Consider the following 18189-nt stretch of genomic DNA (forward strand, 5'->3'; position numbering starts at 1 on the left):
GAACCGCCGTAGGTTTTAGCCAGAACGGTGGTGATTGCTGCAGTCAGGGTAGTTTTACCGTGGTCGACGTGGCCGATAGTACCAACGTTAACGTGCGGTTTGTTACGTTCAAATTTTTCTTTAGACACGGCTATATTCCTTACTCTTGTGCTCTCCCTTCATAGAGAGAGCACGGGATCATTGTGTTTAAAACTGTGGCTTATTTGCCACGAGCTTCAATAACGGCCAGGGCCACGTTATTCGGCGCATCATCATACTTCAGGAATTCCATGGAGTAAGATGCACGGCCTTTAGTCAGTGAACGCAGCTGAGTTGCATAACCGAACATTTCGGAAAGCGGAACTTCGGCATGAATCACAACGCCAGTAGCGTTAGAATCTTGGCCTTTCAGCATACCACGACGACGGCTAAGGTCACCGATGACGTCACCAGTGTTCTCTTCTGGAGTTTCTACTTCAACCTTCATGATCGGCTCAAGCAGAACTGGTTTCGCTTTCTTAAAGCCATCTTTGAAGGCAATAGAAGCGGCCAGTTTAAACGCCAGCTCAGAGGAGTCAACGTCGTGGTAAGAACCGAAGTGCAGACGCACACCGAGATCTACTACTGGGTAACCCGCCAGAGGACCTGATTTCAGCTGTTCCTGGATGCCTTTGTCAATCGCAGAGATGTATTCGCCAGGAATTACACCACCCTTGATTTCGTTGACAAACTCGTAGCCTTTCGGATTCGAGCCTGGCTCCAACGGATACATATCGATCACAACGTGACCGTACTGACCACGACCACCAGACTGCTTGGCGTGTTTACCTTCAACGTCAGTCACTTTGGAGCGAATCGCTTCACGGTAAGCAACCTGCGGCTTACCTACGTTCGCTTCAACGTTAAACTCACGACGCATACGGTCAACCAGGATATCCAGGTGAAGTTCACCCATACCTGCGATGATAGTCTGACCAGATTCTTCGTCAGTCCATACGCGGAATGATGGGTCTTCTTTCGCCAGACGGCCCAGAGCCAGACCCATTTTTTCCTGGTCAGCTTTGGTTTTTGGTTCTACCGCAACGGAGATTACCGGCTCAGGGAATTCCATGCGCTCCAGAATGATCACGTTATCCGGATCACACAAGGTATCACCAGTAGTCACGTCTTTCAGACCGATCGCTGCAGCGATATCGCCCGCACGAACTTCTTTGATTTCTTCACGCTTGTTAGCGTGCATCTGAACGATACGACCCAGACGTTCACGCTGTGATTTCACTGGGTTAAATACAGTGTCACCAGAGTTGACGAGACCGGAATAAACACGGAAGAACGTCAAGTTACCCACGAATGGGTCAGTAGCAATTTTGAACGCCAGAGCAGAGAACGGCTCAGCATCGTCAGAATGGCGAACTGCCGGAGTATCTTTACCGTCATCCAACATACCGTTGATAGCTTCAACGTCAGTTGGTGCTGGCAGATATTCAACAACAGCATCCAGCATTGCCTGTACGCCTTTGTTTTTAAACGCAGAACCACAGGTAACCAGGATAACTTCGTTGTTCAGAACGCGCTTACGCAGAGAAGCTTTGATCTCTTCTTCAGTCAGCTCTTCGCCACCAAAGAATTTCTCCATCAGCTCATCAGAACCTTCAGCAGCGGACTCAACCAGTTTCTGACGCCATTCTTCAGCCAGTTCTTGCATATCAGCTGGGATCTCTTCGTATTCGAAGGTCACGCCCTGATCCGCTTCGTTCCAGTTGATAGCTTTCATTTTCACCAGGTCAACAACACCGGTGAATTTCTCTTCCGCGCCGATTGCCAGTTGCAGAGGCACCGGAGTTGCGCCCAGACGTTTTTCAATCTGGTCAACAACTTTCAGGAAGTTAGCACCCATACGGTCCATTTTGTTAACGAACGCGATACGTGGAACTTTATATTTGTTTGCCTGACGCCATACGGTCTCAGACTGTGGCTGAACACCACCAACTGCACAGTAAACCATTACCGCGCCATCAAGAACACGCATGGAACGTTCAACTTCGATGGTGAAGTCAACGTGTCCTGGGGTGTCAATGATGTTGATGTGGTGTGGTTCAAACTGCTTAGCCATACCAGACCAGAAACAGGTTGTCGCAGCGGACGTGATGGTAATACCACGTTCCTGCTCCTGCTCCATCCAGTCCATGGTGGCTGCGCCGTCATGAACTTCACCGATTTTGTGGTTTACACCGGTGTAGAACAGAACACGTTCGGTAGTAGTTGTCTTACCGGCGTCGATGTGAGCACTGATACCAATGTTACGGTAGCGCTCAATGGGTGTTTTACGAGCCATTTGATTCCTCTATAACTAGGACGTTCAAGTTCGGTTAAGCCAAGCGGGTTGGCTTCTTGAAGCGCCCGCTTGGTTAGCATAACTACAGCGAAGTGATTACCAGCGGTAGTGGGCGAACGCCTTGTTGGCTTCAGCCATACGGTGAACGTCTTCACGTTTCTTAACTGCAGTACCTTTGTTCTCTGCAGCATCAGAAAGTTCGTTCGCCAGGCGGAGAGCCATGGATTTATCACCGCGTTTACGAGCAGCTTCAACGATCCAACGCATTGCCAGAGCATTACGACGAACCGGACGGACTTCTACTGGAACCTGATAAGTAGAACCACCTACACGGCGGGACTTAACTTCGACAGTCGGACGAACGTTGTCCAGTGCGACTTCGAAAGCTTCCAGGTGGCCTTTACCGCTACGTTGAGCCAGGGTCTCAAGAGCAGTGTAGACGATTGCTTCTGCAGTAGATTTTTTACCATCTACCATCAGAATGTTGACGAATTTTGCCAGCAGTTCGGATCCGAACTTAGGATCTGGCAGGATTTTACGTTGACCAATGACGCGACGACGTGGCATGGAAATACTCCGTTGTTAATTCAGGATTGTCCAAAACTCTAAGAGTTTATTTTGACAGTAATGTGAAAATGTTTGGCCTTACTTAACGGAGAACCATTAAGACTTCGGCTTTTTAACGCCGTATTTAGAACGAGATTGCTTACGATCCTTAACGCCTGAACAGTCCAGCGCGCCGCGGACGGTGTGATAACGCACACCTGGCAAGTCTTTTACACGACCGCCACGGATCAGGATCACGGAGTGTTCCTGAAGGTTATGACCTTCACCGCCGATGTAGGAGGTAACTTCAAAACCGTTAGTCAAACGCACACGGCATACTTTACGCAATGCGGAGTTTGGTTTTTTAGGAGTGGTGGTATATACACGGGTACATACGCCACGTTTCTGCGGGCAAGCTTCCAGCGCTGGAACGTTGCTTTTAGCAACCTTCGTAGAGCGTGGTTTGCGTACCAGCTGATTAATTGTTGCCATTAAAAAGCTCCTGGATTTTGGTTCATAAACTACTTTGTAAACGCGTGATAAATCGCCCCATAAAAAGCATTAGCTAATATGGGGACGCAGAATTTTAGAGCTGACCTTGGAGGGTGTCAAGAAATATACAGCACATCATAGATTCACCAAGCGGTTTGCTGGGCATGTTTCTCCGTCAGCGCGACGAAACCAGTATAGTCGATCAGGGTAATATTGTGTGATATTTGACCAACCAATCCTCTGGCGGCCAAATCCTCGCTTAGCACATAGACACTTTGTACATGCTGAAAAAGCAGCTCGCACGCCTCACTGCCTTCGAGGGAAGCCAGCACACCATCTTGCATCAACAGCAGGGCATCATCCTGAGTCACCAGTTTAACAAGCAGCGGGAAATCACAGTGTTGCGGGGAACGGGCAAGAGTAAAAAGCATCGGAATTCCTGATTCAGAAAGTCAGCACCACATCATATTCAGCCAGTTGGCGACGGATTTCGGCGACAGACAGCGGCGCAACATCCAGCACCCAATCCTGCGTAACAGACAATCCTCTTGCCTTTAAAGATGCCGAACAGACATAGCACTGATCGACGTCGTAAAGCGATAACACGCCAAATGTCGCGATATAATTGCGCGCTAATATTTTTTCGGGCTGCTGGCCTGGGATCAGCTGAAACACCCCATCCGCCATGAAAAAGACGCCAATGTCTTCGGTCAGGGCAGAGGTTGCCAGCAATGCATCAAGACCTTCACGACCGGCAGATGTACCGTGAGGTCCCTGCGTGAAAATAAACGCCACCTTCTTCATCGTTGTTTTCCGCTCAGACACATCAGAATTGCACCATACGATCGCAGGTCAGTGACGCTTCTGCGAGACTGCCCAATCCGGTGAGGTTGAAGCCGGGTTGCAGGTTGGTCTGACCATGCCCCTGATTATGCGCTTCCGTTTCATCGATCACTCCCCGGCGCAATGCCGCAGCAATGCACACATTGAGCGCTACCTGATGATCGGCCGCCATTCTTTGCCATGAACGAACCAAATCGAATTCATCGGAGGCCGGGGCAGAAAGCAAATTGCCGTTCAACACCCCATCCCGATAGAAAAACACGCTGTCGAGTTGATGACCGCTGGCGATCAAAGCCAGCGCAAACTGATAAGCGGCGCTGGCTTGTTGCGTTCCATAAGCCGGGCCGGTCACCAGGAGGCAATAACGCAGTTTCAACGCTCATTCCCCACCAGGTCACCGCTTTTAAACTGGCGGATATACAGGTAGACCGTGTGTTTGGAAATATTCAGCCGGTCAGCGACCTGATTGATAGCATCTTTAATATCAAAAATACCTTTTTCATAAAGATTCAGAACCACCTGACGGTTCTTCGCATTGTTAGACACATTACGGTCAGCGTTCACTTCTTCAATCGTGAATTCGAGCGTTTGTGCGACCAGATCGTCAACAGATGACGCGAAGTTAACCGAAGGTGCCACTTCCTGCGTTTCAGGCGGCATAAAGGTTTGAATGATTTGCGAGAAAGGTACGTCAAGATTCATGTTGATACACAACAGCCCCACCACGCGCTGTTCGCGATTGCGAATGGCGATAGTGACTGACTTCATCAACACACCGCTTTTTGCGCGGGTGAAATAGGCTTTGGAGACATTGCTGTCCGCCCCGGTCATGTCATGCAACATGCGCAGCGCCAGATCCGTAATAGGCGAACCAATCTTACGGCCTGTGTGTTCACCGTTGGCAATTCGCACGGCGGAACATTTCAGATCTTCCAGCGAGTGAAGAACAATTTCGCAATGCTCACCAATAAGCATCGCCAGTCCGTCCACGACGGCCTCGTAGGAAGACAAAATTTCGTGATCGACCTGGCTAAAAGGACGTTGGTCCAGCAAATCCAGTTCGCCGGTTTCGCCAGTTATAAGCGAATTAGACATTGAAGCTACCACCCTCTACATCGCGCCTTCTCATGGGAGCCAGGGCGCATTATTCATCATTCCAGGTTCGTTACTGTACCAAAACTACAGAAAAAACGGTCTGGCGAGTTTACGGATCTGTGACGTTATGCCCGACGGACAGAAGCGTCAAGTAATCATCATAGAGTAACCGCAGTAAAAAGAGGGATTGGTTGCGATAAAAGTTACCCGCGAAAAAAAACCGCCGCATTATGCGACGGTTCGTTGTAGCAACTGTGCTTTCGCTTAGTTTGCTTTTGGCGCTGCTTCAGCTTCAGCTGGTTTTTCAGCTGCTTTAGGATCTGCTTTCGGTGCAGCCTTCACGTCCAGCAGTTCAACGTCGAACACCAGAGTAGAATTCGCTGGGATCCCCGGAACGCCGGTTTTGCCGTAGGCCAGTTCCGGTGGAATGACCAGCTTGATTTTGCCGCCTTTCTTGATGTGTTTCAGGCCTTCGGTCCAGCCTGGGATCACGCCATCAAGACGGAAAGACAGTGGCTCGCCGCGGGTATAAGAGTTATCAAACTCTGTACCGTCGGTCAGGGTACCTTTGTAGTTCACGACAACGGTGTCGCTGTCTTTAGGTGCCGCGCCAGTACCTGGTTTTTCTACCTGATACATCAGGCCAGATTCCGTCTTCTTCACGCCTTTTTCTTTAGCGAAATCAGCACGGAATTTGTCACCTTTGTCGGAATTCGCTTTAGCATCCTGTTCCATCTTAGCTTGTGCAGAAGCTTTCACACGGCCTTCGAAGGTTTGCAGGGTTTTCTCGATTTCCTGATCTGACAATTTGCTCTTGTTCGCAAACGCATCCTGAACACCGGCGATCAACTGGTCTTTATCCAGTTTGATGCCCAGTTTTTCTTGTTCTTTCAGCGAGTTGTCCATGTAGCGACCCAGTGAAGCGCCCAGCGCGTAAGCCGCCTGCTCATCATCACTTTTAAACTTAGAGGCTTCTGCTGCAGGTGCAGCAGCTGGCGCGGTGGCAGCAGGTGTTGCCGCTGCGGCCGGTGCAGTTTCAGCAGCCATAACCTGAGTCGCGTTCAGGGCGATTGCCATGGTCGTTGCCAGCAGGGTGACTTTAAACAGTGATTTCATCCATTTCTCCAGGACCAGAAGTTTATGACCTCTGGTAATCATTACGAAAGTTCGGCGGTTACTATAACTGTCCGTCTCACGACAAAACAATCTCTATACACGCCATTAGCGTCTATTTCAGACCTTTTACGCATCAATTAGTTTCGCGAAACCGTTGAAAAACGAAGGTTGAGCGCCACAGTTGTCAGGTAATTCGCCGTATTTGCAGGTAGAATCGGCCACCTAATTGCAGGATGAGGTTCCGGTCAGTGCTCAATCTGATCAACTTGAGCCACACGATGAGGTAACAATGATGAACTCAAATACCGTTGAACAGCGTCTGGAAATGCTGGAAAACAAACTGGCTTTTCAGGAAGTCACCATCGAAGAGCTGAATATGATCGTGACGCAACACCAGCTGGAGATGAGCCGTTTACATGATCATCTGCGTCTGCTGACGGACAAACTGCGCGCCAGCCAGCCGTCAATGATTGCCGATCAGTCGGAAGAAACTCCGCCGCCACATTATTGATAACGTTCCCTGACCCAGTAAAAAGGCGCCCATCAGGCGCCTTTCTTATTTACCGCGACAGCGGGCGTGCGATCAATGACAACCGCAGCCGCCGTTGCCGCCGCAACCGCCTTTCTTCGCTTCATCATGGCCGTGATCGTGATCATGGCTGTGACCGTGGCCACCGCAGCAACCGTCACCATGTTCGTGATCGTGACCATGGTCGTGGCCGTGTTCGCCATGAACGTGACCATGCGCCAGTTCTTCTTCAGTCGCTTCACGGATAGCAACCACTTCAACGTGGAAGTTCAGATCCTGACCCGCCAGCATGTGGTTACCATCGACAACAACGTGGTCGCCGTCAACTTCAGTGATTTCGACAGGAACCGGGCCCTGATCGGTGTCAGCCAGGAAACGCATACCCACTTCCAGCTCTTCAACACCCATGAACACGTCTTTAGGAACGCGCTGAACCAGATTTTCATCGTAGTTGCCGTAAGCGTCATTCGCGCCAACGTGCACGTCGAATACGTCACCGATGGCATGGCCTTCCAGCGCCGTTTCCAGACCGGAGATCAGGGAGCCATGGCCGTGCAGATAATCCAACGGTGCGCTCACCGGAGATTCATCAACCAACACACCGTCTTCTGTACGTACCTGATATGCCACGCTGATGACCAGGTCTTTAGATACTTTCATGATAACTCCTACCGTTGGAAACTTAATTTGTTGTATGCGGACGTCTTAACAACGTACGCAACGTCAGTTAAGACTAATTCAGTGACGGTTACTTTTCGATGAGATCATCCTGAAAAGCGATACCGGATAAATTTGGCGAAGAGTGTAGCGGAAATCCGCGCCGCTGTACCCTACAGCATAAAAAAACGCGGCTATTAACGCTACTTTGGATCGAAAATACCGATCACCTGCTCTTCCGGACGCAGCTTCTTACTGACCTGCGCATCCGTCTGGCGCTGATGGTGGCCGCACGTCATGCATTCCACCACTTCAACCTGATCTTCCGTCCATAACGCCAGCGTATCCAGCGCCTTACATTTCGGACACACCGCGCCGGCGATAAAACGTTTACGGGTAGTAGCCATTGTTACTTCTCCTGAAATTAACGACATTGCGTCTGGTCAGTTTTCGCTCAAAAGGCGGCATTATTTTTAATCTGCCGGACTATTCATCATCGTCCCAGCCATCAAGCTGCCGGCGTTCGTTATGCATTTCGCTCTGGAAGATATCTTCCAGTTCGCGCCGCGCCTCTTTCACGCGGGAAATTTGCGCCACATCACCGCGGTTTTGTGGCACCAGCTCACGCAGCATACGCATATCGAGACGGCGAAAGTGCTGCTGAGCACGATACGCACTGTGCGGATGCATACCCAGCGTCACCAGCGCCTTCTTGCCCAGTTCCAGCGCACTGGAGAACGTCTCGCGGGAGAAGTTCGCTACGCCCGCCTGCAACAGCTCATGGGCTTCTACACGGCCCCGGGCGCGCGCCAGAATATTCAGATGAGGAAAGTGTTGCTGACACAAATGCACGATGGTCATTGTGTCTTCCGGCTCATCACAGGTAATGACGATCGATTTCGCTTTCTCCGCGCCGGATGCCCTCAGCAACTCAAGTTCGGTCGCATCGCCGTAATAGACTTTATACCCATAGGTGCGCATCAGCCCGACCGCACTGATATCACGCTCCAGTACGGTGATGCGCATCTTATTCGCCATCAGCAAACGCCCGATCACCTGCCCGAAACGTCCGAATCCGACGATAATTACCTGCGGCTCATCGTCCTGCACAAAGTGCTTTTCGTCGCTCTCTTCACCGTCGTTATAGCGACGCACCAGGATCCGGTCCACCCACTGCATCAGCAAAGGTGTAGTCATCATCGATAACGTCACCACCACCAGCAGCAATGAAAGCTGGGAAGAAGAAATGACTTTCTGCGCGCCGGCGGCCGAAAACAGCACGAAAGCAAACTCGCCTCCCTGGCTGAGCACAGCGGAGAATTGCAGCCGGACTGAAGTGCGTAACCCAAACACTCGGGAAAGCCCGTAGAGTACCGCACCTTTGACCGTCACCAGAATAATCACACCGGCCAGCACCAGCAGAATATGGGTGTACAGCACCCCCAGATTCAACGCCATGCCAACAGAAATAAAGAACAGCCCGAGCAGTAAACCCTTAAATGGCTCGATAGCGATTTCCAGTTCGTGCTGATATTCACTTTCTGCCAGTAAAATCCCGGCGATAAATGTCCCGAGCGCCATCGAAAAGCCCAGCGTATCCATAAACAACGCCGAACCCAGCACCACCAGCAACGCGGCGGCGGTAAACACCTCGCGCACGCCGGAGGCAACGATCAGCCGGAAGATGGGCCGCAGCAAATAGCGGCCACCAATCAGCATGCCGCCAAACGCCAGCACTTTAATACCGATCATTTCCCAGTTATTGCTGCCCTCGGACCCTCCCGCCAGAATCGGGATCAGCGCCAGTGCCGGGATTACCGCGATGTCCTGAAACAGCAGCACGGCAAAACCCAGCTGGCCGCCTTCGTTACGGGTCATGCCTTTATCGCGCATCAGCTGCAACGCCATGGCCGTTGATGACATCGCCAGCCCGATACCGCCGATCACCGCCGCCTGCCAGGAGAACTTCGTCAGATATAGCAGGCCGCCGAGCACCAGCGCAGTGAGGATCACCTGCCCAGCACCGACGCCAAATATTTGCCGCCGCAATGCCCACAGCTTTCCAGGGTTCAGCTCCAGCCCGATGATAAACATCAGAAAGACCACGCCGAGTTCAGAGAAGTGCAGAATTTCGTCGACGTCGCGAATAAAGCCCAGCCCCCAAGGGCCGATGGCGATCCCGGCCAGCAAATAGCCGAGCACCGCGCCAATACCTAAACGCTGCGCAACGGGAACGGCCACGACGGCGGCGAACAGAAACAGCAGGATCGCGGCGGGCAGATTTGAACCATCCATCAGGCGATCCCTCCCTGCGGCAGCGGAGATTTAAGCCATTCGCCGTAAGCTTCAGCATGGCTTTGCAGCACATCAGGTTTCTGACGACGCGCCCAGTAAATGATGACGGGCGTCATCCAGTGCATATGACACATCGCCGAGGTCAGCTCAAATGGCCGCATAATGTCGGACATCGGATAGCGGTTATACCCGCCCGCTTTATACGCCCCTTCGGGTTCGCCGGTGGTGACCACCGAACGCCAGTATTTTCCCCGCAGTTCATTGCCCCCTGCTCCGCTGGCAAAGCCTCTCGCCAGTACGCGATCCATCCATTCCTTCAGCAACGCCGGGCAGCTGTAGGTATAAAGAGGATGCTGGAAGACGATCACTTTATGCTCGCGCAGCAGTTGCTGTTCGCGGTGGATATCAATAAAGAAGTCGGGATAGTGGGCGTACAAATCGTGCACGGTGACATGTTCAAGTTGCTGCGCTTGTTGTAATAAAACGCGATTGGCGACCGAATCGGGTGATTCCGGGTGGGCGTACAGCAGCAAAACCTTTGGTGGCTGCGACATCAATACCTCCAAAGCGTCGTCAGGGTGCGGTTTTTCCGTTACCATGCTTCGCAAAGACAAAATGGGACGCGATACGTCTTGTTTAAATCATTTTCATGACAATTTAACATACTCTCAACACGGCGCTTTATGATTGTTTTCTCCTCCTTACAAATCCGACGCGGCACTAATGTGCTGCTGGACAACGCGTCTGCGACCATCAATCCTGGCCAAAAAGTCGGGCTGGTGGGCAAAAATGGCTGCGGTAAATCCACCCTTATTTCACTGCTAAAAGGTGAGATGAGCGCCGATGCAGGCAACCTGACATTTCCGTCCAGCTGGGCGCTGGCCTGGGTAAATCAGGAAACACCCGCTCTGGACGAGCCTGCGATAGAGTATGTTATCGACGGCGATCGCGAATTTCGTCAGTTAGAATCCGAATTACAGCAGGCCAATGAACGTGACGATGGCCATGCCATTGCCACGCTGCACGGCAAGCTGGATGCGATCAACGCCTGGACCATTCCGGCGCGTGCGGCCAGCCTGCTCAGCGGTTTAGGCTTTAGCCAGAATCAGCTTCAGCAGCCGGTCAAATCCTTCTCCGGTGGCTGGCGTATGCGCCTTAACCTGGCGCAGGCGCTGATTTGCCGCTCTGATTTACTGCTGCTCGACGAACCGACCAACCACCTGGATTTAGATGCGGTGATCTGGCTGGAAAAGTGGCTGAAAAGCTACACCGGCACGCTGGTGCTGATTTCCCATGACCGCGATTTCCTGGATCCGATTGTCGATAAAATTCTGCATATCGAGCAGCAAACGCTGAACGAATACACCGGCAACTACTCGTCTTTCGAACGTCAGCGTGCGACCAAACTGTCGCAACAGCAGGCATTGTTTGAAAGTCAGCAGGAAAAAGTGGCGCATCTGCAAAGTTATATCGATCGTTTCCGCGCCCAGGCGACCAAAGCCAAACAGGCGCAGAGCCGTATCAAAATGCTCGAACGCATGGAGCTGATTGCCCCGGCACACGTCGACAATCCTTTTCATTTTAGCTTCCGTTCGCCGGAAAGCTTACCCGATCCGTTGCTGCGGATGGAAAAAGTCAGCGCCGGTTATGGCGACACCACCATTCTGGATTCGATCAAGCTGAATCTGGTGCCGGGGTCGCGCATCGGCCTGCTGGGCCGTAACGGTGCCGGTAAATCCACGCTGATCAAACTGCTGGCGGGCACCATGGCACCGCTTCAGGGTGATATCGGGCTGTCTAAAGGCGTCAAACTCGGTTACTTCGCGCAGCATCAGCTCGAGTTCCTGCGCGCCGATGATTCGCCACTGCAACACCTGGTGCGCCTGGCAGCGAAAGAAACCGAGCAGCAACTGCGGGATTATCTCGGTGGTTTCGGCTTCCACGGCGACAAAGTGACGGATCCGACCGGGCGTTTCTCCGGCGGCGAAAAAGCCCGTCTGGTGCTGGCCCTGATCGTCTGGCAGCGTCCGAACCTGCTGCTGCTCGATGAACCGACCAACCACCTCGATCTGGATATGCGTCAGGCGCTGACCGAAGCGCTGATGGACTTTGAAGGCGCGATGGTGGTGGTGTCGCATGACCGTCACTTACTGCGTTCCACCACGGATGATTTGTATCTGGTTCACGGCGGTAAAGTCGAACAGTTCGACGGCGATCTGGAAGATTATCAGCAGTGGCTGGTGGATATTCAGCGTCAGGAAAATCAGCTGGATGCACCCTCGAAAGACGGTGGCGTAAACAGTGCGCAATCACGCAAAGACCAGAAGCGTCGCGAAGCCGATTTCCGCAACCAGACCCAGCCGCTGCGTAAGCAAATCACCAAACTCGAAACGCAGATGGAAAAACTGAGCACTGAACTGGCGGCGATTGAAGAACGTCTGGCCGATTCCGCGATGTACGACATCAGCCGTAAAGCCGATCTTACCGAATGTCTGCAACAACAGACCAAAGTGAAAGGCGCGCTGGAAGAAACCGAAATGACCTGGCTCGATGCCCAGGAACAGCTGGAAGAGTTATCAAAAGCCTTTGATGTAGAAGGCTGAGCTGACGGTTAAAAGCGGTCACACCGATAAAACGTGATTGTGCAGGAGCGACCAACGTGATGCAGCGATGCCGTCACCGCCCTGCACAACCTCGTATCACGCTTTGTAAAAAGGTTTATCGCCCAATATGGTCGCGCGATGCATGATCCGCCGCTGCGGCAAATAATCGGCATTCGCATAGTGCTGCGTCACGCGGTTATCCCATATCGCGATATCATTTTCCTGCCAGCGCCAGCGCACCTGAAATTCCGGTTTAGTGATATGGCTGAACAGGAACGTCAACACAGCCGCGCTCTCTTTTTCACTCAAGCCGATAATCCGCGTCGTAAAACCTTCATTGACGAACAACGCCTTTTTGCCGCTGACCGGGTGTGAACGGATCACCGGATGCAACAACGGCGGATTTTTCTCCTTGGCTTTCAGCCATTGCGCGTGTTCTTCCGCGGTTTTCCGGTACTTAAATTCCTGGAATGATTTGGTAAAGTCGTGCTCAGCCTGTAAACCACTCAGCAACTGCCGGAATGGCTCAGACAGCGCCTCATAGGCCGCAATACCACTGGCCCACAGCGTATCTCCGCCTGAAGAAGGCAACCTTTTCGCGGCTAAAATCGCCCCGGCTGGCGGTGTGTCGATGAAGGTCACGTCGGTATGCCAGTTGTCGTTGTCCGGCGGATTATCATCATGCGTATCCAGCACGATGATCTCTTCCACGTCCGGCGCGTGCGGATACACCGGGTGAATATGCAAATCACCGAAACGGGCGGCCAGCGCACGTTGCTCCAGCGGGGTAACCGGCTGATTACGCAAGAACAGCACCTGATGCTTTAACAGCGCGTGATAAAGCTGCTCGAACTGGGCGTCTGACAGCGGTTTACTCAGCACGACATTCTCAACCTGCGCGCCGATATACGGACCTAAAGGCGTGATCACCAAACGTTCGTTCATTGTTGTTCTCCATGCCACGGGGTCAGCCTGCGTTGCAAAGCGCGCAACCCGAGTTCAAGACTAAAAGCGATCAGTGCGATGACACTGATACCGGCAATCACCACATCGGTCGCCAGAAACTCACCGGCCGACTGCACCATAAATCCGAGGCCACGCGTGGCGGCAATCAGTTCTGCCGCGACCAGCGTTGACCAGCCGACGCCCAGTCCGATGCGGATACCCGTCAGGATTTCCGGCAGCGCACTCGGCAATATCACGTAACGCAAAACCTGAATTTTGCTGGCACCGAGTGCCTGAGCGGCGCGAACCCGCACCTGCGACACACTGCGCACACCGGCCAGTGCAGAGAGCGCCACCGGCGCAAAAATGGCCAGATAGATCAGCAGAATTTTCGAGGTTTCACCGATCCCAAACCAGATAACCATCAGCGGCAAATAGGCCAGCGGCGGCACCGGGCGATACAGTTCGATCAGCGGATCAAGAATGCCGCGTACGGTGTCATTGAGCCCCATGGCGATGCCGACCGGCACACCAATGATCACCGCAGCCAGCAGGGCGATAACGATGCGCGTCAGGCTCGCAGCCAGATGCTGCCACAGCGTGGCATCCATAAATCCCTGAGGACTGCCGATCACGTACAGCTGATGCAAAACCTGCTGCGGCGCGGGTAAAAACAGCGGGCTGATGAGGTGCAACGCCGTCACCGCCCACCAGACCAGCAGCAACACCAGCAGCGTGGCAATGCTCAGGCGCACATTGCGCGGCAGGCGAAATCGCCGCCGCGAAACGGCCACCGGTGAATCGGTTTTCAACGCGGAATCCAGGCTCATATCAGCACCTCGCGCTGCTGAAAGACTTTACTCAGCACGTATTCACGCTGAGCAATAAATGCAGGATCAGATTTGATTGCGCGGCAGTTTTCACCCCCGGCATAGCGCTGGCCGAAGTTGAGTTTCAGGCGTTCAACCACCTGCCCCGGCCCCGGCGACAACAGCAACAACTCGCTGGCCAGGAAAACGGCTTCTTCGATGTCGTGGGTGATCAGCAGGATCTGTTTGCCCGTATCGCGCCAGATGGTCAGCAGTAATTCCTGCATCTGTTCGCGGGTAAAAGCATCCAGCGCGCCGAAAGGTTCATCAAGCAAAAGCAGTTGTGGATCCGCCGCCAGCGCACGGGCGATACCCACCCGCTGGCGCATCCCGCCGGAAAGCTGCCAGATAAAATGCTTTTCGTAACCGCCCAGCCCCACTTTGCTTAACATGCGCTGCGCGATGTCCCGACGCTGAGTTTTCTTCACGCCAGCCAGTTCCAGACCAAATTCGACATTACTTTGAACGTCCCGCCACGGCAGCAAACCTTCGTGCTGAAATACCACGCCGCGGTCGGCACCCGGCCCGTTCACCGGCTTGCCGTCCAGCGTGATGCTCCCTGAAGAGGCAGACTGGAAACCGGCGATCAGATTGAGCAGCGTGGTTTTTCCGCAACCGGACGGCCCGAGCACCACCACCAGTTCGCCACTGGCGATCTGCAGTGAAATGTCTTTGAGTGCCGGTTTTCCCTGATATTCAGCCGATAAATGCGAGACATTTAACATAGGTTGCTCCTCAGGATTTCGGGCCGGACTGCACCGCTTTCACAAACTCGCTGGTCACGTAGTCGCTGTAATCATCGTCAGTCTGCTGAATTTTGCCCTGCTCCTTGAGGAAGGCCGCCGTATCTTTAATCGCTTTGTTCACCGGCTCACCGAGCTGGGTAATTTGCTCGCTGACCGGCAGATAGCGGTTGCCTTTCACCAGACCCGGGATCTGCTCATCCGGCACGCCGCTCAGACGCGATAAGGTGTCGAGATTCTTTTTATCCTGTAACCACTTTTCAGGTTGCTGCAAATAGTCGCCCTGCGCTTTCAGTGCGCTGCGGGCAAAGGCGGTCACGACGTCAGGATGTGCTTTGGCGAAATCTTTACGCACGACCCACACGTCCAGCGTGGGGGCGCCCCATTGACCCACTTGTGCCGAATCAGTCAGCACTTTGCCGGTTTTCTCAAGCTCGTTCACCGCCGGCGCCCAGACATAAGCCCCGTCAATGTCGCCACGCGCCCACGCCGCTGCGATAGCCGGTGGCTGTAAATTCACAATAGTGACCTGCTTCGGATCGATACCCCAATGCTTCAGCGCGGCCAGCAGGCTGTAGTGAGTGGTGGAAATAAACGGCACGGCGATGCGTTTACCGATCAGATCTTTCGGACCGTTAATGCTTTTCTTCACCACCAGCGCCTCGGAACTGCCGAGTTCAGACGCCAGCAAAAACACTTCGATCGGCAACTTCTGGCTCGCGGCAACGGCCAGCGGGCTGGATCCAATATTGCCGATCTGCACGTCACCGGAGGCCAGCGCGCGCAGCACGCTCGATCCGCTGTCGAATTTGCGCCAGTCCACCTTGGCACCGGATTCTTTGGCAAACGTATTTTCTGCCTGAGCGACCTTAGCCGGTTCCGCTGACGTCTGATAAGCCACGGTGACATCCGTCGCCTGCGCGCAGAACGCCGCCATACTCAGAGCGAGGGCCAGGCCACTTTTTTTCAATGCAGAGAGGGGAAACGTATTGAGATCGGTCATGGGGGTCAGCTCCGCGCAGGGCGTCATTGTGTGTGTTTGTCAGTTGTAGCGGAGGTGTAAAAATAGATAAAGTAATTAGAAATTATCTTTAATGCTTTTATGGAATATATAACACCAACAAAAAGGCCTCGTTGCGGAGGCCCTGGAAAACGCAGGAAAAAAAATCAGTGCCAGATTAACAGCACGCAGGCAGCGGTCAGGATACCCATCGCAATATTAAAGGTGTACCAGGCGCGACGACTGCGCAGCAGGCGACCAATCACCGTACCGAAACCCAGCCAGATCACCCCTGAAACCAGATTCACCAAAAACATTCCTAGGCTGATACCGGCAATCGAGTGATTGTAAGCCGCGCCCGCCAGACTGAAACTCGCTACCGCTCCCAGCCCCATCAGCCACGCTTTAGGGTTGAGGAATTGCAACAACCAGCCCTGATATAAGCGGATCGGCTTTGGCGGCGGTGCGCCGGTTTCCAGTTTTTCATACGCGGAAGTGGCAATCTTCCACGCCAGCCACAGCAAATACAGGCTACCGGCGATCTTCAGGAACAGATGTAACGCGGGATATACCGTGATCAATCCGCCGACGCCAAATGCCACCAGCAGCAAAATACTTTGCATACCGAGCATAATGCCGACCATCAGCCAGAGTGAGCGGAAGAACCCGAAGTTAGCGCCAGAGGTGGTTAACAACATATTATTCGGCCCCGGCGTGATGGCCGCGACCCATAAAAAACCGAGCATGGATAAAAATAAACTAAGTTCCATTTAATGGGTGCTCCTCACCCGGTGTCGTGCGATTCAGTTGTGCGATAAGATTGAAGCTATCAGTGTGATATTGATCGCACAAGAGCCTGTTGAGAGAAAATTATTCATCTTATGTATGAATCCTTTCGCCCTTTGCGCGGGGCCAGTAATCCGCATATCCAGACGCTGTTACCGCGGCTGGTCAGGCGGCACGCAAAACTTAAACCCTGCTGGCAAAGACTGGACACGCCCGACGGCGATTTTCTGGATCTGGCCTGGAGTGAAGATCCGCAACTGGCGCGCCACAAACCGCGTATGGTGCTGTTTCACGGGCTGGAAGGCAGCTTCTACAGCCCGTATGCGCACGGCTTATTACAGGCGTGGAAAGACCGGGGCTGGCTGGGTGTGGTGATGCATTTTCGCGGATGCAGCGGCGAGCCGAATAAACTTCAGCGAATTTATCATTCGGGTGAAACCGAAGACGCGCGCTTTTTCATTCACTGGCTAAATGAAACTTACGGTGAAATGCCCACCGGCGCCGTCGGCGTTTCTCTTGGCGGCAATATGCTGGCCTGTTATCTCGGTCAGGAAGGCGAAAACTGCACCCTCAGCGCCGCCGTGGTGGTGTCGGCGCCGCTGATGCTTGAGCCTTGCGCGTACCGGCTGGAGCGCGGTTCATCGCGGATTTATCAGCGCTATTTGCTCGGTCAGCTTAAAGGGAATGCGTCACGCAAACTGGCAAAATACCCCGGAACGCTGCCGGTCACCCTGACACAGCTGAAATCGATGCGACGCCTGCGCGAATTCGATGACGCGATCACGTCGAAAGCCCACGGTTTTGCCGACGCGCTGGATTATTACCGCCGGTGCAGCGGCCTGCCGTTACTGTTACAGGTACGAACGCCGCTGCTGATCATCCATGCCAAGGACGATCCGTTCATGACGCCGGAGGTGATCCCTAAAGCAGAGGATTTACCGGCCTGCGTGGAGTATCAGCTGACCGAACACGGCGGGCATGTCGGGTTTGTTTCCGGCAGTCTGCGCAATCCGCAGATGTGGCTGGAGCAGCGCATTCCCGCGTGGATCGCCCCCTATTTAGAGAAAGAAGAACCAACAAAGGATGTAACGTTGTGATTATTCCCTGGCAAGAACTGGACGCAGAAATCCTCACCAGCGTGGTGGAATCTTTTGTCTTGCGCGAAGGTACCGACTACGGCGAACAGGAACGCTCTCTCGAGCAAAAAGTGGATGACGTGAAACGTCAGCTGAAAAGCGGCGAAATAGTGCTGGTATGGTCCGAACTGCACGAAACGCTCAACATCATGCCGCGCGGCCAGTTTCGCGCCGGGCAGGAAGAAACACCGCAGGACTGGTGAGTAAAAAAACGTTCGCG

At 53.2% G+C, this 18189-nt stretch carries 22 protein-coding genes; 4 read left to right on the top strand and 18 right to left on the bottom strand.

Features of this window, described 5'->3' with window-relative positions; genetic code table 11:
* The 9 genes from ACO0U8_RS16715 to fkpA form a co-directional block, all read right to left on the bottom strand.
* The coding region (locus ACO0U8_RS16715) for a GTP-binding protein (RefSeq protein ID WP_421671396.1) at positions 1–128 on the bottom strand (128 nt) is incomplete at its 3' end.
* Positions 129–199: 71 nt separating this feature from the next.
* Positions 200–2314 carry an elongation factor G gene (gene fusA / locus ACO0U8_RS16720; protein WP_056775179.1) on the bottom strand — a complete coding sequence of 705 codons (2115 nt, stop codon included), beginning with the start codon at positions 2312–2314 and terminating at the stop codon, positions 200–202.
* Between the two features lie 96 nt (positions 2315–2410).
* Positions 2411–2881 (bottom strand): 30S ribosomal protein S7, encoded by a 471-nt coding sequence (gene rpsG, locus ACO0U8_RS16725; RefSeq protein ID WP_005969574.1) that lies wholly within the window; start codon positions 2879–2881, stop codon positions 2411–2413.
* A gap of 96 nt (positions 2882–2977) precedes the next feature.
* Positions 2978–3352: a 30S ribosomal protein S12 gene (rpsL, locus tag ACO0U8_RS16730; RefSeq protein WP_013573668.1), complete on the bottom strand. Its 375-nt coding sequence runs from the start codon at positions 3350–3352 to the stop codon at positions 2978–2980.
* A 143-nt stretch (positions 3353–3495) separates the two neighbouring features.
* Positions 3496–3783 (bottom strand): sulfurtransferase complex subunit TusB, encoded by a 288-nt coding sequence (gene tusB / locus ACO0U8_RS16735; protein ID WP_056775182.1) that lies wholly within the window; start codon positions 3781–3783, stop codon positions 3496–3498.
* A gap of 13 nt (positions 3784–3796) precedes the next feature.
* A complete protein-coding gene (gene tusC, locus ACO0U8_RS16740; protein WP_056775186.1) occupies positions 3797–4156 on the bottom strand; it encodes a sulfurtransferase complex subunit TusC in 360 nt (119 codons plus the stop codon).
* Positions 4157–4178: 22 nt separating this feature from the next.
* The gene (gene tusD / locus ACO0U8_RS16745) at positions 4179–4571 is read right to left on the bottom strand and encodes a sulfurtransferase complex subunit TusD (protein WP_082465728.1); all 393 of its coding nucleotides are present in this window, start codon (positions 4569–4571) and stop codon (positions 4179–4181) included.
* A complete protein-coding gene (locus ACO0U8_RS16750; protein WP_056775190.1) occupies positions 4568–5290 on the bottom strand; it encodes a helix-turn-helix transcriptional regulator in 723 nt (240 codons plus the stop codon). Before ACO0U8_RS16750 ends, tusD begins: the two co-directional genes overlap by 4 nt.
* 264 nt (positions 5291–5554) lie before the next feature.
* On the bottom strand, positions 5555–6406 hold the full coding sequence (gene fkpA, locus ACO0U8_RS16755) for an FKBP-type peptidyl-prolyl cis-trans isomerase (protein WP_056775194.1): 852 nt from the start codon (positions 6404–6406) through the stop codon (positions 5555–5557).
* A 292-nt stretch (positions 6407–6698) separates the two neighbouring features.
* Here fkpA and ACO0U8_RS16760 point away from each other — a divergent pair, with 292 nt between their 5' ends.
* A complete protein-coding gene (locus tag ACO0U8_RS16760; RefSeq protein ID WP_056775197.1) occupies positions 6699–6917 on the top strand; it encodes a protein SlyX in 219 nt (72 codons plus the stop codon).
* A gap of 72 nt (positions 6918–6989) precedes the next feature.
* Here the strand turns inward: ACO0U8_RS16760 and slyD are convergent, their stop codons facing one another.
* The 4 genes from slyD to kefG all read right to left on the bottom strand — a co-directional run bounded on the left by slyD (position 6990) and on the right by kefG (position 10441).
* A complete protein-coding gene (slyD, locus tag ACO0U8_RS16765) occupies positions 6990–7595 on the bottom strand; it encodes a peptidylprolyl isomerase (protein ID WP_056775200.1) in 606 nt (201 codons plus the stop codon).
* A 200-nt stretch (positions 7596–7795) separates the two neighbouring features.
* Positions 7796–7999, bottom strand: coding sequence for a YheV family putative zinc ribbon protein (locus ACO0U8_RS16770; RefSeq protein ID WP_056775203.1), 204 nt, complete (start codon positions 7997–7999; stop codon positions 7796–7798).
* A 79-nt stretch (positions 8000–8078) separates the two neighbouring features.
* Entirely contained in the window at positions 8079–9887 is a 1809-nt protein-coding gene (gene kefB, locus ACO0U8_RS16775; protein ID WP_217202931.1) for a glutathione-regulated potassium-efflux system protein KefB, read from the bottom strand.
* Positions 9887–10441: a glutathione-regulated potassium-efflux system ancillary protein KefG gene (kefG, locus tag ACO0U8_RS16780; protein ID WP_056775210.1), complete on the bottom strand. Its 555-nt coding sequence runs from the start codon at positions 10439–10441 to the stop codon at positions 9887–9889. Before kefG ends, kefB begins: the two co-directional genes overlap by 1 nt.
* A gap of 129 nt (positions 10442–10570) precedes the next feature.
* Between kefG and ACO0U8_RS16785 the strand changes: the two genes are divergently transcribed.
* Positions 10571–12490, top strand: coding sequence for an ABC transporter ATP-binding protein (locus tag ACO0U8_RS16785; RefSeq protein ID WP_217202932.1), 1920 nt, complete (start codon positions 10571–10573; stop codon positions 12488–12490).
* Between the two features lie 96 nt (positions 12491–12586).
* On the opposite strand, the gene tauD is transcribed toward ACO0U8_RS16785, so the two are convergent.
* The 5 genes from tauD to ACO0U8_RS16810 all read right to left on the bottom strand — a co-directional run bounded on the left by tauD (position 12587) and on the right by ACO0U8_RS16810 (position 16817).
* The gene (tauD, locus tag ACO0U8_RS16790; RefSeq protein WP_056775219.1) at positions 12587–13435 is read right to left on the bottom strand and encodes a taurine dioxygenase; all 849 of its coding nucleotides are present in this window, start codon (positions 13433–13435) and stop codon (positions 12587–12589) included.
* Complete coding sequence (gene tauC, locus ACO0U8_RS16795; RefSeq protein WP_056775221.1) at positions 13432–14265, bottom strand: taurine ABC transporter permease TauC; 834 nt, start codon at positions 14263–14265, stop codon at positions 13432–13434. The genes tauD and tauC overlap by 4 nt, the downstream gene beginning before the upstream one ends.
* Positions 14262–15029, bottom strand: coding sequence for a taurine ABC transporter ATP-binding subunit (gene tauB / locus ACO0U8_RS16800; protein ID WP_421671289.1), 768 nt, complete (start codon positions 15027–15029; stop codon positions 14262–14264). Before tauB ends, tauC begins: the two co-directional genes overlap by 4 nt.
* A gap of 10 nt (positions 15030–15039) precedes the next feature.
* On the bottom strand, positions 15040–16050 hold the full coding sequence (tauA, locus tag ACO0U8_RS16805) for a taurine ABC transporter substrate-binding protein (RefSeq protein ID WP_183849681.1): 1011 nt from the start codon (positions 16048–16050) through the stop codon (positions 15040–15042).
* A 164-nt stretch (positions 16051–16214) separates the two neighbouring features.
* The gene (locus tag ACO0U8_RS16810) at positions 16215–16817 is read right to left on the bottom strand and encodes a LysE family translocator (RefSeq protein WP_056775230.1); all 603 of its coding nucleotides are present in this window, start codon (positions 16815–16817) and stop codon (positions 16215–16217) included.
* A 111-nt stretch (positions 16818–16928) separates the two neighbouring features.
* Between ACO0U8_RS16810 and ACO0U8_RS16815 the strand changes: the two genes are divergently transcribed.
* On the top strand, positions 16929–17930 hold the full coding sequence (locus tag ACO0U8_RS16815; RefSeq protein ID WP_056775233.1) for a hydrolase: 1002 nt from the start codon (positions 16929–16931) through the stop codon (positions 17928–17930).
* Positions 17927–18172 (top strand): YheU family protein, encoded by a 246-nt coding sequence (locus ACO0U8_RS16820; RefSeq protein WP_056775236.1) that lies wholly within the window; start codon positions 17927–17929, stop codon positions 18170–18172. Before ACO0U8_RS16815 ends, ACO0U8_RS16820 begins: the two co-directional genes overlap by 4 nt.
* Positions 18173–18189 lie beyond the last annotated feature (17 nt).

This window comes from Rahnella sp. EDr1-12, from assembly GCF_049206505.1.
In the GTDB taxonomy this organism is placed as follows: Bacteria; Pseudomonadota; Gammaproteobacteria; order Enterobacterales; family Enterobacteriaceae; genus Rahnella; species Rahnella rivi.